The following is a 19,359-nucleotide window of genomic DNA, read 5'->3' on the forward strand; positions in this document are numbered from 1 at the left end:
ATATGCTGGATGTGCGGTCACCCGCCCCCCAACCCCCTCCCATCGAGGGAGGGGGAGTCTGATGGAAGCGTATGTGGCTATTTTTTTTTCCATCCACTACGTGCTCAAGGCGGAACAGCTTTTGAAAGCCGCTAACATCTCTCTGGATGTGGTGCCGGTGCCCCGGGAAATCAGCGGGGATTGCGGCATGGCCATCACCTTTGCCCCGGAGCAATTGGCAGCGGTGCAGTCTATTTTGGCTGCGGCTGATATCGCTATTGCCCGGATTTTTTGTAAGGATGCGGAAGGGGTTTTTCGCGAGATCCCTTGGAAGACGGATTCGTAAGAATTTTGGAATGCTTTAGGCGTGTATTCCGGTAACTCGGTCTTTGTTCATTTCTTTGCTTGCCCAAAGAAACGAACCAGCAGCGAAGCGGCGAAGAAAGGGCACCCCGCCACTTGTCCCGCCTGAGGCGGGATGCCCTGTGCTCCTCGATGCTGCCGGGGCTTTGCAAACTCGGCTGCGCCTCAAACAGTGCAAAGCCCTTTTTCGGCAGCCTCTCCGGTGCTCGGCTGCGTGACAATGGGGCAAATGGAGGGACGGCTTGCGCCGCCCCAATTTACGGAAGGAACAATGACCAAACTGAAACTGACCAGCACCGTTAAAGCCGCCGGTTGAGCTGCCAAATTGAGTCCGGGGGACCTGGACCAATTACTGTGCGGCCTTGACCTGCCCACCGATCCGAATCTGATCGCGGGCGCGGCAACGGGCGAGGATGCCGGGGTGTACCGTCTCAACGACGATACCGCCCTCATCCAGACGGTGGATTTTTTCACCCCCATTGTCGACGACCCCTACCAGTTCGGGCAGGTGGCCGCGGCCAATGCGCTCTCCGACGTCTACGCCATGGGCGGCAAACCGCTCCTGGCCATGAACCTAGTGGCCTTTCCCATCAAGGAGCTGGGCCGTGCCGTCCTGCAGGAGATTCTCCGCGGCGGGCTGGACAAGATCAAGGAGGCCGGGGCCTTGCTGGTGGGTGGCCACTCCATCGAAGACGCCGAATTGAAATACGGGCTCTCCGTAACCGGGGTGGTCCATCCTAACCGGGTGGTTCTCAATGCCGGGGCCCGGGTGGGCGATCTTCTCCTCCTGACCAAGCCGTTGGGCACCGGGATCCTCTCCACCGCCCTCAAAGGCGGTCTGGCGGCAAAAGGCACCGAGGCCATGATCACCCAGGTCATGGCCACCCTGAACCGGGAGGCGTCCCAGCTCATGCAGACCGTGGGGGCTCATGCCTGCACCGACATCACCGGCTTCGGCTTGGTGGGGCATCTCCACGAGATGGCGTGTGCCTCGGGCGTGGCCATCCGCATCGATTCCCGCTCCGTTCCCATATTGCCCGAAACCCTGCACCACGCCTCCATGGGCATCATCCCGGAGGGGGCCCATAAAAACAAGGCCTTCTACGCGCCGCACATGAAAAGCGCGTTGGAGGAGATGGATCCCATGGAGATGGTCCTCCTCGATCCGCAAACCTCCGGCGGGCTGCTCATTGCCGCCTCCGCCGAGGGGGTCAACTCCATTGCCGAGCGGCTGGGCAAACGCGATTATCCCTTGGATTTCGGCATCATCGGCGAGGTGGTGGCGGGTAGGCCGGGAACCATTGAAATCATCTGATGGACAGGGTATAGCATCAGGTATGCTCAAATTTTTTCTCGATCACAGCGGTAAGGAAAAAGACAGCCGCGGGTTGGTGCGGAAGGAACTGATCAAGCTGGTGCTTGAGTCGGGTTACTCCAGCAACATTACGGCCTTTATCCTGAGTGTTGCCCTGTGCCTCATGGTGCGGCCGGTGATTGCACCCTCTGTCTGGAAACCCTGGTTGACCGGCATGGCCGTGCTTTTTCTCGTCAAGCTCGCTGCCGTTTTTTGTTACAGCCGCAAGGAAAAAAACGGCGAGCCCATGGCCCTGCGCTGTGTGCATACCTATCTGTACATGTTATTTCTCACCGGCATCATGTGGGGGCTGGCGGTGATTTTCTTTTTTACCCCCAGTGCCGCCTTGGAACAGACGGCGCTTTTTTTCATCATTTCCGGACTCACCGCCGGTGCCATCCCCATCCTCTCTCCACTGCGCAATCTCTATTTCGTCTATGTGGGTTGCCCCTTGCTGCCCTTTCTTTATTTGCTTCTGCAGCACGGTGGGCAACAGTACAATATCATGGCCATCGTTATCGTGGTCTTTACCCTCATGCTCACTAAATCAGCAGCCAGCATGCAGGAAGCCCTGGTTACCACCCTGGAAACGCGTTTTGTCAACGAAGCCCTGGTGGCGGATCTTCGCCAGGCCAGCGAGGAAAGCGAAGCCCTCAATCTGGAGTTGATTACCGAGAATGAACGGCGCAAGGACACGGAAGGCGAACTGATTCAGGCCCGTGACGCCGCCGAGGCTGCGAGCCGGGCCAAGGATGAGTTTCTCGCCAACATGAGCCATGAGATCCGGACCCCCATGAACGGGATCCTCGGCACCCTGCAGCTCTTGCAGGATACCGCGTTGGATGCAGGCCAAATCGACTATGTGAAAACCGCCTATTCCTCGGGCGAGTCGTTGCTCTCCATCCTGAACGATATCCTTGATTTTTCCAAGATCGCCGCCCGCAAGATGGTGCTTGAGGATATTCCCTTCAACCTCCGGAACGTGGTGGGAGAGCTGATCACCCTGCTCACCAGCCAGGCCCAGGCCAAAAATGTCACCCTGGTAGCGGAGATCGATCCGCAGGTGCCGGAGATGCTGCTTGGCGACCCGACCCGGATGCGCCAGGTGTTGATCAATTTCATGACCAACGGGATCAAGTTCACCGAGCAGGGCGAGGTTCGGGTTCGGGTCCTGTGCCTCTCCGCCTTTGCCTCCCGCGTGATTTTGCGCATTGAGGTTCGGGATACCGGCATCGGGATCGCCGAGGCAAAACAGAAAGACCTCTTCCAGAGTTTTACCCAGGCCGATGGTTCCACCACCAGAAAGTATGGCGGCACCGGTCTGGGTTTGGCTATTGTCCGCCAGCTTGTCCTGTTGATGGGAGGTAAGATCGGGGTGGAGAGTGAGCCGGGCAAGGGTTCCGCCTTTTGGTGCGAGTTGGATTTTCCCGTTGCGGCCAAGGCCGTGGCGACCGAGGAGCCGAAAGAAGAGGCAATTGAGGTGGATCTGGGCCCCTTGCAGGGCCATATCCTGCTGGTGGAGGATAACAAGGTCAATCAGATGGTGGCCAGCAAGATGCTTGCTGGTATGGGGTTGACCGTCGATCTTGCCGAAAACGGAGAAAAGGCGCTGGCCGCATTGGCGGCGAAGCACTACGATCTGGTGCTCATGGATTGCCAGATGCCGGTGCTGGATGGCTATCAGGCAACAAGAACCTTCCGAAGCCGTGAGCTTGCGAGCGAAAAACGGTTGCCGATTATCGCCATGACCGCCCACGCCATGGAAGGAGACCGGCAGAAATGCCTGGATGCGGGGATGGATGACTATCTTGCCAAGCCGGTGAAAAAAGAGCTGTTGCGTAAGCTTATGGGGCAATGGCTTGCTTAATCTTCGTAAATGCTTGTCATTATGTGTTAAATTGTGAAAAAGCTTGAGTGTTTACCCCAATCCGTGCTATAAGGCAGGTTCGGTTCTGGATTGTTTCCTGTTTTTCGAGGTGCCAGAGCCCCCTGTGAGATTACCTGAAGATGTGTGAAGAGGGACCGCGCACCGGTCCCTTAATTTTTTTACACGTCTCCTGATGGGCCAATCGTTGGCCGGGGCGCTATCCGCCAACTCTGTGCGTTGGGTTTTTTGATAGCGGTTGTTATGTATGCACATGAGGGAGGATGGATCAATGAATATGTATATCGGCAATCTTGCTTTTGGGGTCACCGAAGAAGAGCTGAAAGAACTTTTTTCCGCATATGGCGAGGTCGCCAGCATCAGTCTGGTCAAAGATCGCTTTTCCGGGCAGTCCAAGGGGTTTGGTTTTATCGAAATGCCCAGCAACTCCGAGGCGGATAAGGCGATCAAGGCCCTGAACAAGACGATGCTCAAGAATCGCGAACTGAAGGTGAATCAGGCCGAGGTGAAGAAGAAAGACAAAAAGCGGCGTCGTCCCAGCTATTGATCTGGAAACGGAAACGCAGTTTGGTGAGATATCACGGAAAGCAGGTAGGGCCAATTGGTCCACCTGCTTTTTTTTGTGTTTTGTGTGGGGTATGCGCGGAATATACTAGGTGCACGGGAGAGCGATGGATACCAGAATAGCGGAACTGCTTGCGGCGATTAAGAAGCTGCAACAAGAGCTTTTGCTCGAAATAGAAAAAAAAGAAGCGGATTTTTATTATACGGTTATCGGCAAAAAGGTTCGGTTTGAGGCGGAGGTCAAAAAACAGCATCGGGCTCTGATGCAGCAATTGTCCCCGTATCTCTCCGAAGCCTCGCTCTTCAATCTCCTTACCGCGCCGTTTATTTGGTTCATGCTGATTCCGGCCCTGTTTCTCGACCTGTCGGTCACGGCTTTTCAGGCTACGTGCTTTAGGATTTACGGCATTCCCAGGGTGAAGCGGAGCCTTTACATCGTTATCGACCGCCATTCCCTGGCTTATCTGAACATCATCGAAAAAATCAACTGCATGTACTGCGGCTATTTCAACGGGTTGGTCGCTTATGTTCAGGAGGTGGCGGCTCGCACCGAGCAGTTTTGGTGTCCGATCAAACATGCCCGACGGCTGGCCGCCATGCACAGCCGTTATGGAAAATTTATGGAGTACGGCGATGCCGAAGGGTATCGGAGGCATCAGGAGGAGGTGCGGCGAGCCTTTGCCGACCTTGAAAAAGACGAGGCCCCATGAGAACCATTGCCTGGGTAGGCATATATCTGGCGGCCTTGGTTTGTTCGGCCATTGGGCCAAAAGATTTTTTCACCTGGCTTTTGGAGGTCTTGCCCGCGCTGCTCGCAGCCGGGCTGCTTGCCTCCACCCGCCGCCGCTTTCCGTTGACGCCCCTTGTCTATGGTCTTATTCTGATTCATTGTCTGATTCTCATGCAGGGCGGCCATTACACCTATGCCGAGGAGCCTTTTTTTAACGGGCTCAAGGAGGTGTTCGGCTGGTCGCGCAACAACTACGACAAGTTGGGCCATTTTGCCCAAGGGTTTATCCCGGCCATGGTGGCCAGGGAAATCCTGCTCCGCAAGGCGGTGGTTTGCGGACGCGGCTGGCTCCATTTTCTGGTGGTCTGTGTCTGTCTGGCGATCAGCGCTGTGTATGAATTGATCGAGTGGTGGGTGGCAGTCCTTTCCGGCACGGGGGCGGATGCTTTTCTCGCCACCCAGGGTTATGTCTGGGACACCCAGTCGGATATGGCTTTTGCCTTGCTGGGCGCCCTGCTGGCCCTGCTTCTGCTGGCAAAAACCCATGATCGGCAATTGGCGGAACTGAGGAGGCAAGGATGAACTGCGATCGATGTAAGGATGTTATCCCGCAAGGCGAAGCAGAGGATTTTTGTGGACAGACTCTGTGCGAGGATTGCTTTATGGACGCCTTTTCTCCGGTCCGCACCTGTGATCCTTGGGCGGTACGCAGTGCCAGCCGGTTTGGGGAGGCAGGTGGCTGCGCGGCACCCAGCCTTACGGTGCGGCAAGGCGGAATCCTTGCTATCCTTTCGGAAACCGGCGGGGTAAGCATGCGCACCCTTGCGGAGCGGCTTGCGCTGAAAGAGGCCGATGTGCAGCGGGAGATCGCCACCCTGCGCCACATGGAAAAGATCCGGGGGGATATGCAGGACGGTCAGAAGGTGTTTCGCCTCTGGTGAAGGGGGAAAGCAGCCGGAGTTCCTCTCCCATTTTTTGCCTGCGCTCTTTTGTAATCGAAGAGACAGGGCGGCTCTCCAGAAATCGGCTTAGGCCTGGCGTTGATTCTTGCTTTTTTCCGCCGGATTCGCGAAGATAGAGGTATCCCCGGTTGCAGCAAGCCAAGTCAATGGAGGTCCATGAGGTGATTTCGATACCCCGGCGCGACAGATTGTTGCGGAGTCTTTTTTCATGCCTTCTCCTGCTCTTCCTTTTTTTCACCTCTGTTCCCCTATCCCAGGCAGGCCTTGCCGATGGCACGGTGCGGGTCGGTCTCTTTGAAAACAAGCCGATGTGCTACACCGATGCTGCCGGGAAACCCGCAGGCATCTTCGTTACCGTGCTGGAGTATGCGGCCAAGCAGGAGGGGTGGCGGGTAGAATATGTGCGGGGAACCTTTCCTGAGCTTTTCACCAGGCTTGCCCGGGGAGAAATCGATATCTTTCTTTCCATGGCGGTATCAGAAGAACGATCCCAGTTCTACGCCTTTAACAAAAGCAATGTCTTTAATAATTGGGCGGTGGTCTACGCGAAAAATGGCGCGGACATCCATTCCCTCCTCGACCTCAAGGGAAAGCGGGTTGCCGGCCTTGCCCGGGGTATCTTCACCAGCGGCCCCGAAAGCATCATGAGCCTGAGCGATCGCTTTCAGCTGAAGATAGAGCTGCTGCCTCTGGCGGAATATGGGCTGGCCTTGAAGGCGGTGCGGCAAGGGCGGGCCGATGCGGCGGTGGTCAATCGCCTCACTGGTCTCAACTCCGCGGCGGCGGAAGGGCTGGTGCAGACCGGTATCGTCTTTGCCCCGGTGAATGTCCGTTTTGCCCTCAATAAAAACAGCCCCGACACCCCCGCCCTGATCCGGGCCCTGGACCGTCATTTCAAAACCCTGCAGGAGACGCCCAATTCCAGCTACCATAAGGCCGTTGCCCAAGCGATTGGCGCAGATGCTCACGCGGTTCGGGTGCCTGAGTGGATCAAGGTCGCTTTTTTCGGGTTCTGCGGGGTTATTACGGTGCTGGCGATTTTTGCCATTTTTCTCCGTTGGCAGATCAACCGGAAAACCGTGGAGCTGCGCGAGGCCAATGCCAGGATGAGCGCCGACATGGAGCAGCGGCGGGCTGTGGAAATGGCCCTGCTCCAAAGCGAGGAGCGGTTTCGTTCCCTGGTGGAGAACTCCAGCGATTGGATCTGGGAGTTCGATGAAAACGAGATCTTCACCTTTTCCAGCCCCCGGGTGCGGGAGCTGCTCGGCTACGAACCGGATGAGGTCATCGGCAAATCCGCTTTTTTCTTTATTCCAGAGGGGGAGCGGGAAGCGGTGGCCCGGGATTTTTTGCTGGCAAAGGAGGCGCGCCTTCCCTTCAGCAACCTGTTGAACGTCAACCGGCACAAGGATGGACATCTGGTCAGCATCGAGTCCAGTGGGGTGCCGGTTTTTGACGGGGAGGGTACTTTCCGCGGCTATCGCGGTATAGATCGGGACATCTCCGAGCGGAAAAACATGGAGGCGCAGCTCTGTCAGGCCTACAAGATGGAGGCCATCGGCACCTTGGCCGGCGGCATCGCCCATGATTTCAATAACATTCTCGCGGCCATATTGGGCTACACCGAGCTCGCCCGCCTGGAGATCGGCAAGGCGGAGCATCCGGCCCAGCAATCGTTGCAGGAGGTGCTCAAGGCCGGGTTGCGGGCCAAGGATTTGGTGCAGCAGATCCTTGCCTTCAGCCGCAAGAGCGAGCAGGAGATGGGTGGCGTGCAGATCGCCCCCTTGGTCAAGGAGGCCTTGAAGCTGCTCCGCGCCTTGATTCCTACCACCATCGAGATGAAGCAGGAAATTTCCGAGGATCTCTGGGATATCCTTGCCGATCCAACCCAGATCCATCAGGTGATCATGAATCTCTGCACCAATGCGGTCCAGGCCATGGAGCCGGACGGCGGCGTTCTTTTTGTCCGGCTGCAGAATGTGGACAACACCTCTACAGGAAGAAGAGATCTTGGTCCGGGCTGTTATGTGCAGCTCTCGGTCAGCGACAGCGGCATGGGCATCGAGCCGGAGCTGCAGAAAAGGATTTTTGATCCCTATTTTACCACCAAGGGTTTGGGTAGGGGCACGGGCATGGGGCTGGCCGTGGTGCATGGCATTGTCAAGAGCCATCACGGTCTGATCCAGATGGAGAGCGTACCCGGCCAGGGCACCACCTTTCAGGTTTTTTTCCCCCGGGCGGAAAAGACGAGTACGGTGGAGTGCGTTTCTACAGCAGAAATTCCCACCGGCACGGAAAGAATCTTGCTGGTGGATGATGAGCCATCCCTTGCCGACGTGGGCAAGCGTCTCCTGGAAAAATACGGCTATGCGGTGACGGCAAAATACTCCAGTCTGGAAGCGTATGAGGCATTCCGGTGCAACCCGGCCGATTTTGATCTGCTCATCACCGATCTCACCATGCCCGATCTCACCGGTCTGGAGTTGGCCCGGGAGGTGCGAGCCATCAGTCCGCAGATGCCGATTATCCTCTGCAGCGGGAACAACCAGAAGGTTGAGGATGCGGTATTGCAGGAGGCGGGCATTTCCGCCAGTGTCCTGAAGCCCCTGACCGGCGTTGACTTGGCCTGCCAAGCGCGCAGGATTTTGGATGCAGCAGCCCTTTAGAATCCCGGCGGTCCCAATCCTGCTCTCTTGTGCTTGAGGCGGTCCCTTTCTTTCTCGTTACTCTTCCAGATTCTGCAGGATTTTGGTCAGCTCGCTGCCGGAAAACGGCTTCATGAGAAATGCCTTGATCCCCAGTTCAGCGGCCTGCTTTTCGTCAATGCTCTCACTGTATCCGGTGGTGAGAATGATGGGAATCTCCGGGCGGATGGCCAGGATTTTCCGTGCCAGATCGGCGCCGGTCAGTTGCGGCATGGTTTGATCGGTCATGATGAGATCGAAGCGGGAGGGGTTTTTTTCAAAGGCGGCCAGGGCCTCAGTGCTGCTGGCAAAGGAGGAAACCCGCCAGCCCAGGTTTTCGAGGATTTTTTTCTCAAGATTCATCAGGGCGTTCTCGTCATCCACCACCATGGCGTGCCCGGATTGTTCCGGTAATGGCAGTTGTGGAAGCGGTTCCGCTTCGGGTTCACTCGCTATGGTGATCGGCAGGTAGATCTCCATGGTGGTGCCCTGGCCAAGGGTGCTCTGCACCCGGATGGAGCCGCGGTGGCTTTTGACGATGCCCTGAACCGTGGCCAACCCCAGACCGGTGCCCCGTCCCAGCTCCTTGGTGGTGAAGTAGGGTTCAAAGATTCGTTTCAGGTTTTCCGGGGAGATGCCGGTACCGCTATCGGTTACGGAGAGTTTCGCATAAGGTCCCGGCTCAAGTTCGACACTGGCGGCAAGGTCGGCATCGAGTTGCACCTCGCCAAGGCTCATCTCGAGGGTGCCTCCTTTTTCCTGCATGGCATGGGAGGCATTGGTGCAGAGATTCATGATGACCTGATGGATCTGAGTGGCGTCGGCGAGAATGGGCCTGCAGCTGTTGTCGATGCTCGAGCGTATGGTAATGGTGGATGGCAGCGTGGCTCGGAGCAGCTTCAGGGATTCCTTGGCAAGAGAGTGCAGGGAAAGGGGTTTTTTTTCCGGAGTCATTTGTCGGCTGAAGGTGAGGATTTGTTTGACCAGTTCGGCTGCCCGTCTGGATGCCGTGATGATTTCCTGAAGGTTGCTCCTGTTGACCCCGTCGGGAGGGGTCATGGCCAGCGACAGCTCCCCGTACCCCTGGATGGCACAGAGCAGGTTGTTGAAATCGTGGGCAATGCCGCCGGCCAAGGTGCCGATGGCCTCCATCTTTTGCGCCTGCCGCAGCTGCTCTTCATGGCGTTTCCGTTCGCTGATATCCTGGGCAATAATGGCCAGGGAAACGGGGCGTCCATCTCCCTGCTTGAGGGTGAAGGCGTTCATTGTCACCGGAATCATCCGGTTGTCCCGGCGGTGGACGAGTTCCGTTTCCTTCTGCCAGCCGGGGCTATTCAGGCTTGTCGGAAGGATCGTTTGGCTGAAGAGAATTTCGCCATTGTCGGGGAGCAGTTGGCCAAGGGTTATCTCCGGTTTTTCTGAATCCGCCAGACCTATCAGGTCGCGGCCGGCCCGGTTGAGGTACTGGATTTCTCCCGTTAGCGAGCAGATGGCGATCAAGGAGGTGCTGTGCTCGATGATGGCGGCAAGCTTGGTCCTTTGCTCTTCCGACTGTTTTCGGGCGGAGATATCCGTGGCGATTTCCATGCGGACGATGCGGCCGTCCATCCAGGTGATTGCCCGGTCGACGCAGTGAAACCAGCGATCAAGCTGTTCGTTGAAGTGATCCCAGGCATATGGGGGCTGCAATTCCCCCGCGGCATTCACCAGCCGGTTGTTGGTGCAGAAGGGGCAGGGACCGCTCTGTCCCTTCTGGATGGTCTGCCAGCAGGTCTTGCCGATGATATCCCCCAGTTTTTCCCGGGTTTCCCGGTTGGTGTAGAGCACTTCGAAGGTCTCCATGTCAGCGACATAGACAATGGCCTCGAGTCCGTCGAGAATGGTCAGCAGCCTCTCATGGGCCTCGCTGATCTCTTTGCTTCGGTCATGGAGTTGGTCCACCATGTGGTTGAAGGAGCGGGAGACAATGCCCAGCTCATTCTCCTCCCGGTACTCCATCCGGGTGTTCCAGTCCCCGGCGGAGAGCTGCTCGGCTTTGTCGCTGATGATTTTCAGGGGGTGGGTCGCCCGGCGGGCGGTGAGTACCGAGATGGTGGCGAGCAGGCCAAGGGCCAGGAGTGAAATGGCGCTCAGGATCGTGTAAAAATGGTAGAGTGGCGCCAGAACCACCTCCATGGGGACGATGACGCCAAGTCCGTAATTGGCCGCGGGTACCGGAGCATAGAAGAGATGATGCTCCGGTGCGCCCTTCGCGTTGCGGAGGTGGATATGGCCGCTTCTGCCGGCCAGCATCTCTGCGCCGGCCATGACCAGTTCCGGAGACTTTTCGTCGTTGATCCTATGGGTTACGGTGGTTTTTTCCCCGATTTTATTGAGGATTGGCCGGTTGTTTTCGTCGCTGAGCAGGTGGATCGCTTTTTTCGGGTCATGGTGATAGACATAGGTGCCGTCCCGGGAAACAAGGAAGACCTTGGCCTCCTGGCCGAAGTTGGTGAGAACCGTGGCCTTGATTGCATTGATGACCCGTTCCAGCTCGCTCCACTCGATGGAGCCCGAGACCATGATTTGCCGCACCCCGGTAAAGTAGGAGACCATGGGGTTTGAAACATAGACCCGCGCTTCGGCTGCCGGGTTGTTGCCGGCCGTGTACAGCCAGTAGTCGCGCTTCGCAATGGATTTGAGCTTGGCGGTGGGCGAGAGGTTGTCAAAGGAGAGCAAGCCGCCGAAATGGGGATTGCCCTCGGTGGTGATGTAATAGTTGCCAGGATAGTCGGGCAGCCCCAGCAGCATCTTTTCGTAGATCCCCTTGTGCCGCTCCTCTTCCTGTTTGAGAAATGGTCCGATCCTCCGCCAGTCCATGGAGCGGACGATGGGGGTATGGGCGTAGGTGGAGATTTCCGCCTTACGGGTCTGCAGGTATCCGGAAAGTTCCCTGGCGCAGGAGATGGTCATCTCATTGCCCAGCTTCAGCGCATCCTCTTCGATTTGTTGGGCATTGAAGAAGATGGAAACCCCAACGAGCAGGGCGATGGAAAAAAGCCCGGTGCCGAAAAGAAGGAGGGTTATCTGGGTCTTAAATTTCATTCGGAACCCCGATTCGGGTTGGAGGAGGAAGCATCCCTGCCTGCCGGGCATGCTGTTGTAAGCGGGGCGGCCATCCTAAATAATTTTCATTATCCAGGACAGCCGCGAAATAAAATATAACCGGTTCCCCCCCGCCAAGCAATGCTGCCCGTTGATACACCGGCCCGTCGGTTGGCCCTGACTATTCCCCCGAGAGCGCCAGGGGTTCCCAGCTCAGCTGCTGCGCTTCGCCCACCTCGCGGTTGACCAGTTTCCCTTGCCAGACATTGATGCCCCGCGCCAGGGCCGGGTCTGCGGCTGCTGCCTTGGTAAGCCCTTTGTTGGCCATGGCCAGGCAGTAAGGCAGGGTGGCGTTGGTCAGGGCAAAGGTGGAGGTGCGCGGCACCGCGCCGGGCATGTTGGCCACGCAGTAATGGATGATGTTGTCCACGGTATAGACCGGGTCGGAATGATAGGTGGGGCGGGAGGTTTCCGCGCAGCCGCCCTGGTCGATGGCCACATCGACGATGACCGAGCCCGGCCGCATCAGGGCGAGCATCCCCCGGCGGATCAGCTTGGGAGCCCTGGCCCCGGGAGAGAGCACCGCGCCGACCACCAGATCGGCTTGACCCAGCTCTGCTTCGATGGTGTGCTGGCTGGAGGCCAGGGTTGTGATTCGGCCCCGGAAGAGGTCGTCCAGCTCAGCCAGACGGCGCAGATTGCGGCCCAGCATGGTCACTTCCGCACCCAGCCCCACCGCCATCTGGGCCGCGTTGGTCGCCACGGTGCCGCTCCCCAGGATGGTCACATGCCCAGGCGCCACGCCGGGCACTCCGGCCAGCAGCACCCCCCGCCCGCCTGCTTCTTTTTCGAGAAAATGGGCTCCCACCTGAATGGCCATGCGCCCCGCCACCTGGCTCATGGGAATGAGGAGCGGAAGTGCGCCGTTTTCAAGCTGCACGGTCTCGTAGGCCACTCCGGTCACCTGGGCGTCGAGGAGCACCTGGGTCAGCTCCGGGAGCGGGGCCAGATGCAGATAGGTGTAAAGGATCAACCCCGGGCGCAGCAGCGGATATTCCGGGGGTAACGGTTCCTTGACCTTCATGAGCAGCTCGGCTTTTGCCCAGACCTCGGCGGCTGAAGAGGCCACCCCTGCCCCGGCCTCGAGGTACTGCCTATCGGGAATGCCGCTGCCGAGGCCGGCGCCCTGCTCGATGAGCACCGTATGCCCTGCCAGGACCAGCGCCTTGACCCCGGAGGGCACGATCCCCACCCGGAACTCCTTTTCCTTGATCTCCTTCGGTACACCGACGATCATCTCGGTTTCTCCCGGGTGTTCTTTTTTTCTGCCGTTACGTGTTTGAGAAAATCCGCCAGCCGGGCTGGGTCGCGCAGCTCTTCCTCATCGGCGATGGGCAGGTCGGGAAAGCGCGCCATAACCCCGTGGGCAAAGAGTCCTGGGCTGTATCCATTTTTCCCTGCTCCGTGTACCGGCACTCGTTTGCCGCAGGAAGGGGAGCGGGCCTTGAGGATCAAGCCCACGATGGACTCCTTGCCGAGGGTCTCCAGCCTCCGTGTCGTCCAAGCCAGCATCTCTTCGCTTCGGTCGCATCGGCTGGTGATGGTGATCAGCCTCGGGTTTTCCGGCTTTCCCTCAAGCTGCATGGGCTCGCGGGGGATGCCCAGGCCGCACTCCGCCTCCGGGCAGAGCGGTATCAGTGTCACCTTTCCGGCCAAGAACTCCATCAGTCCCTGCTCACGCCGATGGCCGCCATCGTAGCGGGTTTTGAGGCCAATCAGGCAGGCGCTGATTCCGATTGTAGTTGGGGTGTCCATGGAGGTATTGTAGCATAAAAAATATCAGTCGGTATTGTGAAAGCCTTGAAACCCGGAAGGGTGTGATAAAAAATCAACACGCCATGTTGTCGGAGCTGTTGCATCGTGTCTTTTCGATGACAGCAAAAATTAGGAGGTTTCAAAAGATGTCTCATGGATTCAGTCTTGGTGCCTTTACAGTCCACTGGTTGCAAGGCGGGGAGTTCGAGATCGACGGCGGCTCGATGTTTGGCGTGGTGCCGCGGCTGCTCTGGGAGAAGAAATGCGCCTCCACCGAGGATAATTACGTGCATCTGGCGGATTCGCCCATGCTGGTGCAAACTCCCCACGGCATGGTGCTTATTGAGACGGGGTTAGGCAATAAGCTGACCCCAAAGCAGAAAGCGATCTTCCGACTGCGCAGGGAATGGGATGTTTTGGGCGGCTTGGCCCGGCTGGGAATGTCCCGCGAGGCCATTACGCATGTCGTCCTCACCCACGGCGATTTTGACCATGCCGGAGGGGTGACCATGCTGAACGGCTCAGGCGGGTTGGAGCTCACCTTTCCCGCGGCCATGCACTACCTTCAGCGTCGGGAATGGGAGGATGTGCTGGCCCCCAATAAACGGTCGGCCAGTGCCTATTGGCCGGAGAATTTCTCGGGGTTGGTCGAGGGGAAGAACCTGCGCTTGATCGATGGGGAGGAGGAAATTCTTCCGGGCGTCCGCTTGGTGCGCACCGGTGGCCACACCAGGGGCCACCAGGCCGTGTGGCTTGAGTCGGGGGGAGAGTCGGCCCTGCATCTGGGCGATCTCCTGCCCATGCCAGCCTACGGCAATCCGCTCTGGATTACGGCCTACGATAATTTTCCCCTGGATTCCGTTGTGGCCAAGGAGCAGTTTTTGGAGGAGGCGCTTGGCAAGGATGCCTGGTTTCTTTTCTATCATGATCCGGAAATCCTGGCCTGCAAGCTTGACGGGGACGGAGCGGTGCGGGAAACCTTGTGTGCCGATGACGATTAGGGCCAGAGGCGCGAGACCGTGGCTCGGTTCCGACTCGCATGTGGCTGGCGTTGATAAATACGGCTTGCCTTTGCGAAAAAAAGAGGCATAATCGCCCGATGGTTTTCCCAAAAAAAAAGAGGCGGCCGCCCCACCTTTTTTATAACGCTGTTTTGGCTGCCGGAGTTGCAGGAAGATGCCTGAAAAATTGAAAATTCTGATCGCCGAAGACGAAGAAGTAACCCGGCAGCTTTTCCAGATCGCCTTCCGCGACGGGGAGCTGTTTGAAACCCGGCTGGCCACCGACGGCGAGGATGCCTTGGCCGCCTTCAAGGCGTGGCAGCCCGATATCCTCTTAATGGATATCATGATGCCGCACATGAATGGTTTCACCGCCCTCAAGACCATCCGCCAGACCCTGAAAGACACCGCGACCACCGTGATCATGGTCAGCTCCGTTGCCGACAAGCAGGATATCATGGCCTGTCTCAAGCTCGGCATCCAGGGCTATGTGCTCAAGCCCTTTCAGGTAAAAACCCTGGCCGAGACCGTGGTCGGGTATCACCGCCAGCACAAAAAAGTCAAAAAACTCTCCTAGAGCGGCAGGATCTGCACCTCCTCCCTGATGGGGTGGCCGCCCTCTAAAAACATCCCCTTGCGGCCGTCAATGCTGATGGGATCCCCGAAACGGATCTCGCGGCCATTGATCTCGCACCGCTCCTCCGCCTCGTATACCTTCAGGGCGTTACAGCCCACCACACACGTTTTTTCCAGACGGATGGTGACCACCGCCGCATGGGAGGTCTGACCGCCGCGCGCGGTGAGCAGCCCTTCGGCCATGGCGATCTCCTTGATATCCTCGGGCACGGTGTCCTGGCGGATCAGGATGAGCGGGGTTTCGGGGTCTTCTTCCTTGAGCCGGAGGATATTGGCCGCGGTGAATACGGCACGTCCCGAGAGGGCGCTGCCGGAAACGCCGATTCCGTAGCCGAGCAAGGCTTTCTTGAACCCCTTGCCTTCCTTGAAGACCGCAAATTTTTCCCGCTTCTTGATGGTGATCATATCCCGGGTCTGGAGGAGAAAGAGATCCTCTTCCGCCGGGCCTTCGAAGGTGAACTCGATCTCCTGGGGGTTCCAGCGTTTTTCATAGACCAGCTCCCGGGAAATGGCGAGCAGCCGCTCATAGACCTTGGGAAACCTTCGTTCCAGGCTGTTTTCTTCGGAGCGGCCGTCCAGTTCCGCCTGTTCCACCGAGATGGGCTGGGTGGCGACCAGGCCGCTGACGATATCCTCGCCTTGATCGCCCGGGGCATAATCGCCCCACAGGGCCACCCGGCTCACCTTGCGGTAGGGATGGGCGGTGAAGAGCACGCCGCTGCCCGATTCCGGCCCCAGATTGCCGTAAACCATGGCCTGGACGATGACCGCCGTGCCCCAAGCCTCGGAGACATTCATCAGGCTCCGGTATTCCTGGGTCTTTTCAGTATACCAGGAGTTGAGCACCAGCTCCACGGCGCCGGTCAGCTGCTGCCAAGGATCGGCGGGAATTGCGATGCCCTCCTCCCGGATCTTTTTCTCATAATCAAGGGCCAGTTCCTGCATCTGGGCGGCGGAAAAATCCTTTTTCACCAAAACTCCATACCGGGTCTTGGTCTCGTCCATCAGGGTCTGGAAGATCTCGCGGGCCATGCCCTCGGCCATGGCCCAGGACTGGAGAAAGCGGCGGTAGTTGTCCCAGGCCAGGTAATCGATCTGGCAGGAGGCGGGATAGCCCTCGCCCGAAGAGCCGGCAAAGCCCCGGCTGATCTCGGTATTGAGCCCCACGTTGTGGATGGTGGCCATCATCCCCGGCATGGAGATGGCTGCGCCGCTGCGCACGGAAAGAAGCAGCGGGTTGTTCGGGTCGCCGAAGCGCCGGCCGGTCTTTTTTTCCAACTCGGACAGGGAATCTCTGATCCGGGCCATGAACTCGTCGCGGGCCTTGTAAAAATCCTTGATCACCGGCCAGCAGCGGAAGATCTCGGTGGTGATGATGAAGCCCGGCGGTACCGGGTTGTTGTCCGTGGCCAGGACGGTCAGGTTGAACCCCTTGTTGCCGAGGAGGATCAGGTTGTTGGTGTGGTGGTTCTTGATATGCAGACTGCTCACCGCCCGGTCCGGGTTATAGGTCATCAAAAGGTCGAGATCCTCTTCGCTCAGGATCTCCTTCTGGTGCTCCAGGGTCTGGTAGATGCGGGTGATGAAGTTGTCCAGATGCTGGAGGCCGAAGGTGGTGGCGATGAGATCCCGCATGAAAGACTCGGAAAGGCGCATGATATTGCCGGAGAGATCCTTCTTTTCCCAGAGAGAGCGGTGTTTGGGGAGCAGATTGGCCTCGCCGATCTTGGGGATGATGATGGAGAGGTTGTTTTCGTGGATGTTGGTGTAATAGGTGTAGATGATGTCCTTCACCCCCTCGGTGAAGCCCCGGAAGATGTCGAGGTACTGGGTGTAGGAGAACCGTTTGATATTAAAAGAGCTGGTCAGGAGCGACATGTAGGTTTCCAGCCGCCGACTGGTGATGCCGTCGATTTTCAGGGCCCGGAGATAGAGGCGCAAACATTTGATGATCCGGATGAAGGTGGCCTTGGTGATGAAGGAGAGGTTGACGGTCTCGGGCAGTTTTTCCAGATAGACGTTGGCCAGGTTTTCCAAGCGGAAGGTGAGGCCCAGGGCGTCGAATTTTTTCTCCCGGTAACGGCCGTAGACCGAGGGGATGTCCACGGCGATGTGCCGTTTGTAGTAGATATCCTCCTTGGCCTCGAAGGATTCCGGGCTCTGGATGGTTTCCTTCAGGTTCTCCAGGGTATCGAGCAGGGCCTCCAGGCACTGGAAGGTGTCGCAGATCTCCAGATCCCCCAAGAGCTGCTCCATTTCCGGAAAGCCGGAGTTGGCCGCCAGATGGAGCTGATGGCGGATCTCCTCCACCCCCAGATTGTATTTCTGATGGCAGAGCCGGTACATCTCGATGAGCAGGGTGAAGCGCCGGACCTCCTGAGGCCGGAGATCCTGCTGGGCTGCCAGCCAGGCCTCCCGGCGGCGGTCGTCCCAGGTCAGCAGCTCTTCGATCGTTCGGATGGGACCATCGCGCAACAGTCGCTCCATCAGGGTATGGAGATCGTCGACAAACAGTCCCGTGGTCGTCACCTCCCGGAGCACCTCCTCGGGCAGATACCCTTCCAAAATGGATTTGTCCAGGGTCTGCCAGAAGCGGAAGATCGCCTCGATGAAATCGACGATCAGGTTGCTCGACTCCACATGGCTCTGTTTGCGCAGGAAATGGATGAGCCGATCATGGCGTTTGTGCATCTCGTCGAGTTCGGTGGAGACATCGCGGAGCTGTCCTTCCGCCCCGATTTCATTAAAGAAAACCGGCATCAGCTTGGCAAACTGTTTGGCCAGGTTGTAGATGGGTTCGATGGGGTGGTTCAAGAGTTGGGTGATGTCGCGCTGAAAGAGATCGGTATCCTTGACGCAGGTCCCCGAGAGCTTGAGATTGATGATCAGGGCGGAAAACAGGGTGGAGCACCACTTGGGCTCCTGCATGATCAGGCTGAGCCAGACCCGGATGTTGTCCAGATGGGCTGGATTGGTAATGGGCTGCCAGTCATCGTTGAGCCCCTGAAAATTGGCGTACTGAAAGCCGAAGCGCACCGTTTCAAAGAGGAAGGTTTCCACCAGCCGGCTGTTGCCGCGCTGGAAGACCTCGCTGCCCAGAACCTGGATGCATTGCAGTGAGGTGTGCGGGTATTTTTTAACATTGCTCTTGAGGAGCTGGAGGGTGGTGAGCAGGAAGCGCTCGATCTCCTCAAAGGTCTGCTGGCGGATGAGCTGGACCAGCCCCCGGTTGATCTCGCGCAGGGTTTCCTCGTGGATCAGTCCCAGTCCCGCCGTATCCATGATCCGGAAAAGAAAGAGCAGCTTGCGGTTTTCGGCAAAGCGGTCCACGGCCAGGGCGTCGCTGGCGATCTCTTCCCCGAGGTGATCCGGCGCCTGTTTGTAGAGGCGGACGATATCCATGTGGTTGGGCAGGGCAAGCAGCGCAGACAAAGCTCCCGGAGCGGCCGGATCAATCCGGGTGGCCGCCTGCAGATGCTCGTCCAGCCTCTGGTGGGAAATGGCGTTGAACAGGGAACCGGCGCGCCAGCCGGTACAGAGATCGCCGCATTGTTCGGTAAACCAGGTGAGCGGATCTTCCTCGCCCAGCCAGTACCGGTAATTGAGGGTGAGCACCCGCTGCAGAAGGCGGGCGGCGCTGGCTTCAACGGTACAACCCGGCAGGGCAAGAGAGAGCTCATGCAGCCGGGTCAGGATCTTGCCCAGGGGATGGTGGCCCTGCACCAGAAAAAGCAGGGTCTCGTCATCGAGCGCATGGAGCCGGGCGAAACACTCTCCCAGGGCGTCCTCATAACGGGGCAGGCTCTCGCTGGTGAGCAGGGAGGTCTCTTTGTCCAGGTAGGCCAACAACCCTTCCATGGCTGTGGCCATCAGCTCCTCGTTCTTGCGACAGTCCTCCACCGCCGTGAGAAAGATGGCGGAAAAAAGGCTGAATGCCGTCGGTCCTTGCGCATGCCGGAAATAATGGTCGATATTCTTGAGGACAAAGGAGCGGAGCCTGGGCAGGATCATCTTCCAGTTGCGGAAGGGATGGCTGATCTCGTAAAGCAGGGTCTCGATGTTTTTGCTTATCCCCCTGTAATTGTTGACGATATCAAGGAGCGGCAGCAAGGAATCATCGATGGTCACCGAATCCACCGCGGTTTCAAGGAGATTGGCCTTGAGCGCGTCCGATTCCAGTTCCGGCGGGGTGTGGTCAGTGGTCATGAAAATCCTTGGGGAGAGGAGACAGGGAAGGCAGAGCGCGCTCTGCTGCGGTACGGGTTCCTGCCTTGGGGGATAAGTATCTTGGCTTTTCTTGCT

At 58.0% G+C, this 19,359-nt stretch carries 14 protein-coding genes; 10 read left to right on the forward strand and 4 right to left on the reverse strand.

Annotated elements, in window-relative coordinates; all coding sequences use genetic code 11:
- Positions 1–61: 61 nt before the first annotated feature.
- The 8 genes from OLX77_RS04945 to OLX77_RS04980 all read left to right on the forward strand — a co-directional run bounded on the left by OLX77_RS04945 (position 62) and on the right by OLX77_RS04980 (position 8,503).
- A complete protein-coding gene (locus OLX77_RS04945) occupies positions 62–325 on the forward strand; it encodes a putative Se/S carrier protein (RefSeq protein ID WP_307632481.1) in 264 nt (87 codons plus the stop codon).
- A gap of 288 nt (positions 326–613) precedes the next feature.
- Positions 614–1,657 carry a selenide, water dikinase SelD gene (gene selD, locus OLX77_RS04950; protein WP_307632482.1) on the forward strand — a complete coding sequence of 348 codons (1,044 nt, stop codon included), beginning with the start codon at positions 614–616 and terminating at the stop codon, positions 1,655–1,657.
- A gap of 22 nt (positions 1,658–1,679) precedes the next feature.
- Positions 1,680–3,563, forward strand: coding sequence for an ATP-binding protein (locus OLX77_RS04955; protein WP_307632483.1), 1,884 nt, complete (start codon positions 1,680–1,682; stop codon positions 3,561–3,563).
- A 289-nt stretch (positions 3,564–3,852) separates the two neighbouring features.
- Positions 3,853–4,128 (forward strand): RNA-binding regulator, encoded by a 276-nt coding sequence (gene rbp / locus OLX77_RS04960; protein ID WP_307632484.1) that lies wholly within the window; start codon positions 3,853–3,855, stop codon positions 4,126–4,128.
- Between the two features lie 124 nt (positions 4,129–4,252).
- Entirely contained in the window at positions 4,253–4,855 is a 603-nt protein-coding gene (locus OLX77_RS04965) for a hypothetical protein (protein ID WP_307632485.1), read from the forward strand.
- The gene (locus OLX77_RS04970; RefSeq protein WP_307632486.1) at positions 4,852–5,457 is read left to right on the forward strand and encodes a DUF2238 domain-containing protein; all 606 of its coding nucleotides are present in this window, start codon (positions 4,852–4,854) and stop codon (positions 5,455–5,457) included. The genes OLX77_RS04965 and OLX77_RS04970 overlap by 4 nt, the downstream gene beginning before the upstream one ends.
- Entirely contained in the window at positions 5,454–5,816 is a 363-nt protein-coding gene (locus OLX77_RS04975) for a hypothetical protein (protein ID WP_307632487.1), read from the forward strand. The genes OLX77_RS04970 and OLX77_RS04975 overlap by 4 nt, the downstream gene beginning before the upstream one ends.
- Before the next feature lie 182 nt (positions 5,817–5,998).
- The gene (locus OLX77_RS04980; RefSeq protein ID WP_307632488.1) at positions 5,999–8,503 is read left to right on the forward strand and encodes a PAS domain S-box protein; all 2,505 of its coding nucleotides are present in this window, start codon (positions 5,999–6,001) and stop codon (positions 8,501–8,503) included.
- Positions 8,504–8,560: 57 nt separating this feature from the next.
- Here the strand turns inward: OLX77_RS04980 and OLX77_RS04985 are convergent, their stop codons facing one another.
- From OLX77_RS04985 to OLX77_RS04995, 3 genes are all read right to left on the reverse strand, one after another.
- A complete protein-coding gene (locus OLX77_RS04985; RefSeq protein WP_307632489.1) occupies positions 8,561–11,605 on the reverse strand; it encodes an ATP-binding protein in 3,045 nt (1,014 codons plus the stop codon).
- A 181-nt stretch (positions 11,606–11,786) separates the two neighbouring features.
- Positions 11,787–12,902, reverse strand: coding sequence for an alanine dehydrogenase (gene ald, locus OLX77_RS04990; protein WP_307632490.1), 1,116 nt, complete (start codon positions 12,900–12,902; stop codon positions 11,787–11,789).
- Positions 12,899–13,420 (reverse strand): 2-thiouracil desulfurase family protein, encoded by a 522-nt coding sequence (locus tag OLX77_RS04995; protein WP_307632491.1) that lies wholly within the window; start codon positions 13,418–13,420, stop codon positions 12,899–12,901. Before OLX77_RS04995 ends, ald begins: the two co-directional genes overlap by 4 nt.
- Before the next feature lie 146 nt (positions 13,421–13,566).
- Between OLX77_RS04995 and OLX77_RS05000 the strand changes: the two genes are divergently transcribed.
- Both OLX77_RS05000 and OLX77_RS05005 read left to right on the forward strand, forming a co-directional pair.
- A complete protein-coding gene (locus tag OLX77_RS05000; RefSeq protein WP_307632492.1) occupies positions 13,567–14,421 on the forward strand; it encodes an MBL fold metallo-hydrolase in 855 nt (284 codons plus the stop codon).
- 175 nt (positions 14,422–14,596) lie between these two features.
- Positions 14,597–14,998, forward strand: coding sequence for a response regulator (locus OLX77_RS05005; protein ID WP_307632493.1), 402 nt, complete (start codon positions 14,597–14,599; stop codon positions 14,996–14,998).
- On the opposite strand, the gene OLX77_RS05010 is transcribed toward OLX77_RS05005, so the two are convergent.
- Positions 14,995–19,263, reverse strand: coding sequence for a PEP/pyruvate-binding domain-containing protein (locus tag OLX77_RS05010; RefSeq protein ID WP_307632494.1), 4,269 nt, complete (start codon positions 19,261–19,263; stop codon positions 14,995–14,997). The two genes, OLX77_RS05005 and OLX77_RS05010, sit on opposite strands and share 4 nt — an antisense overlap.
- Between the last annotated feature and the right edge of the window lie 96 nt (positions 19,264–19,359).

The organism is Thiovibrio frasassiensis (assembly GCF_029607905.1).
In the GTDB taxonomy this organism is placed as follows: domain Bacteria; phylum Desulfobacterota; class Desulfobulbia; order Desulfobulbales; family Desulfurivibrionaceae; genus Thiovibrio; species Thiovibrio frasassiensis.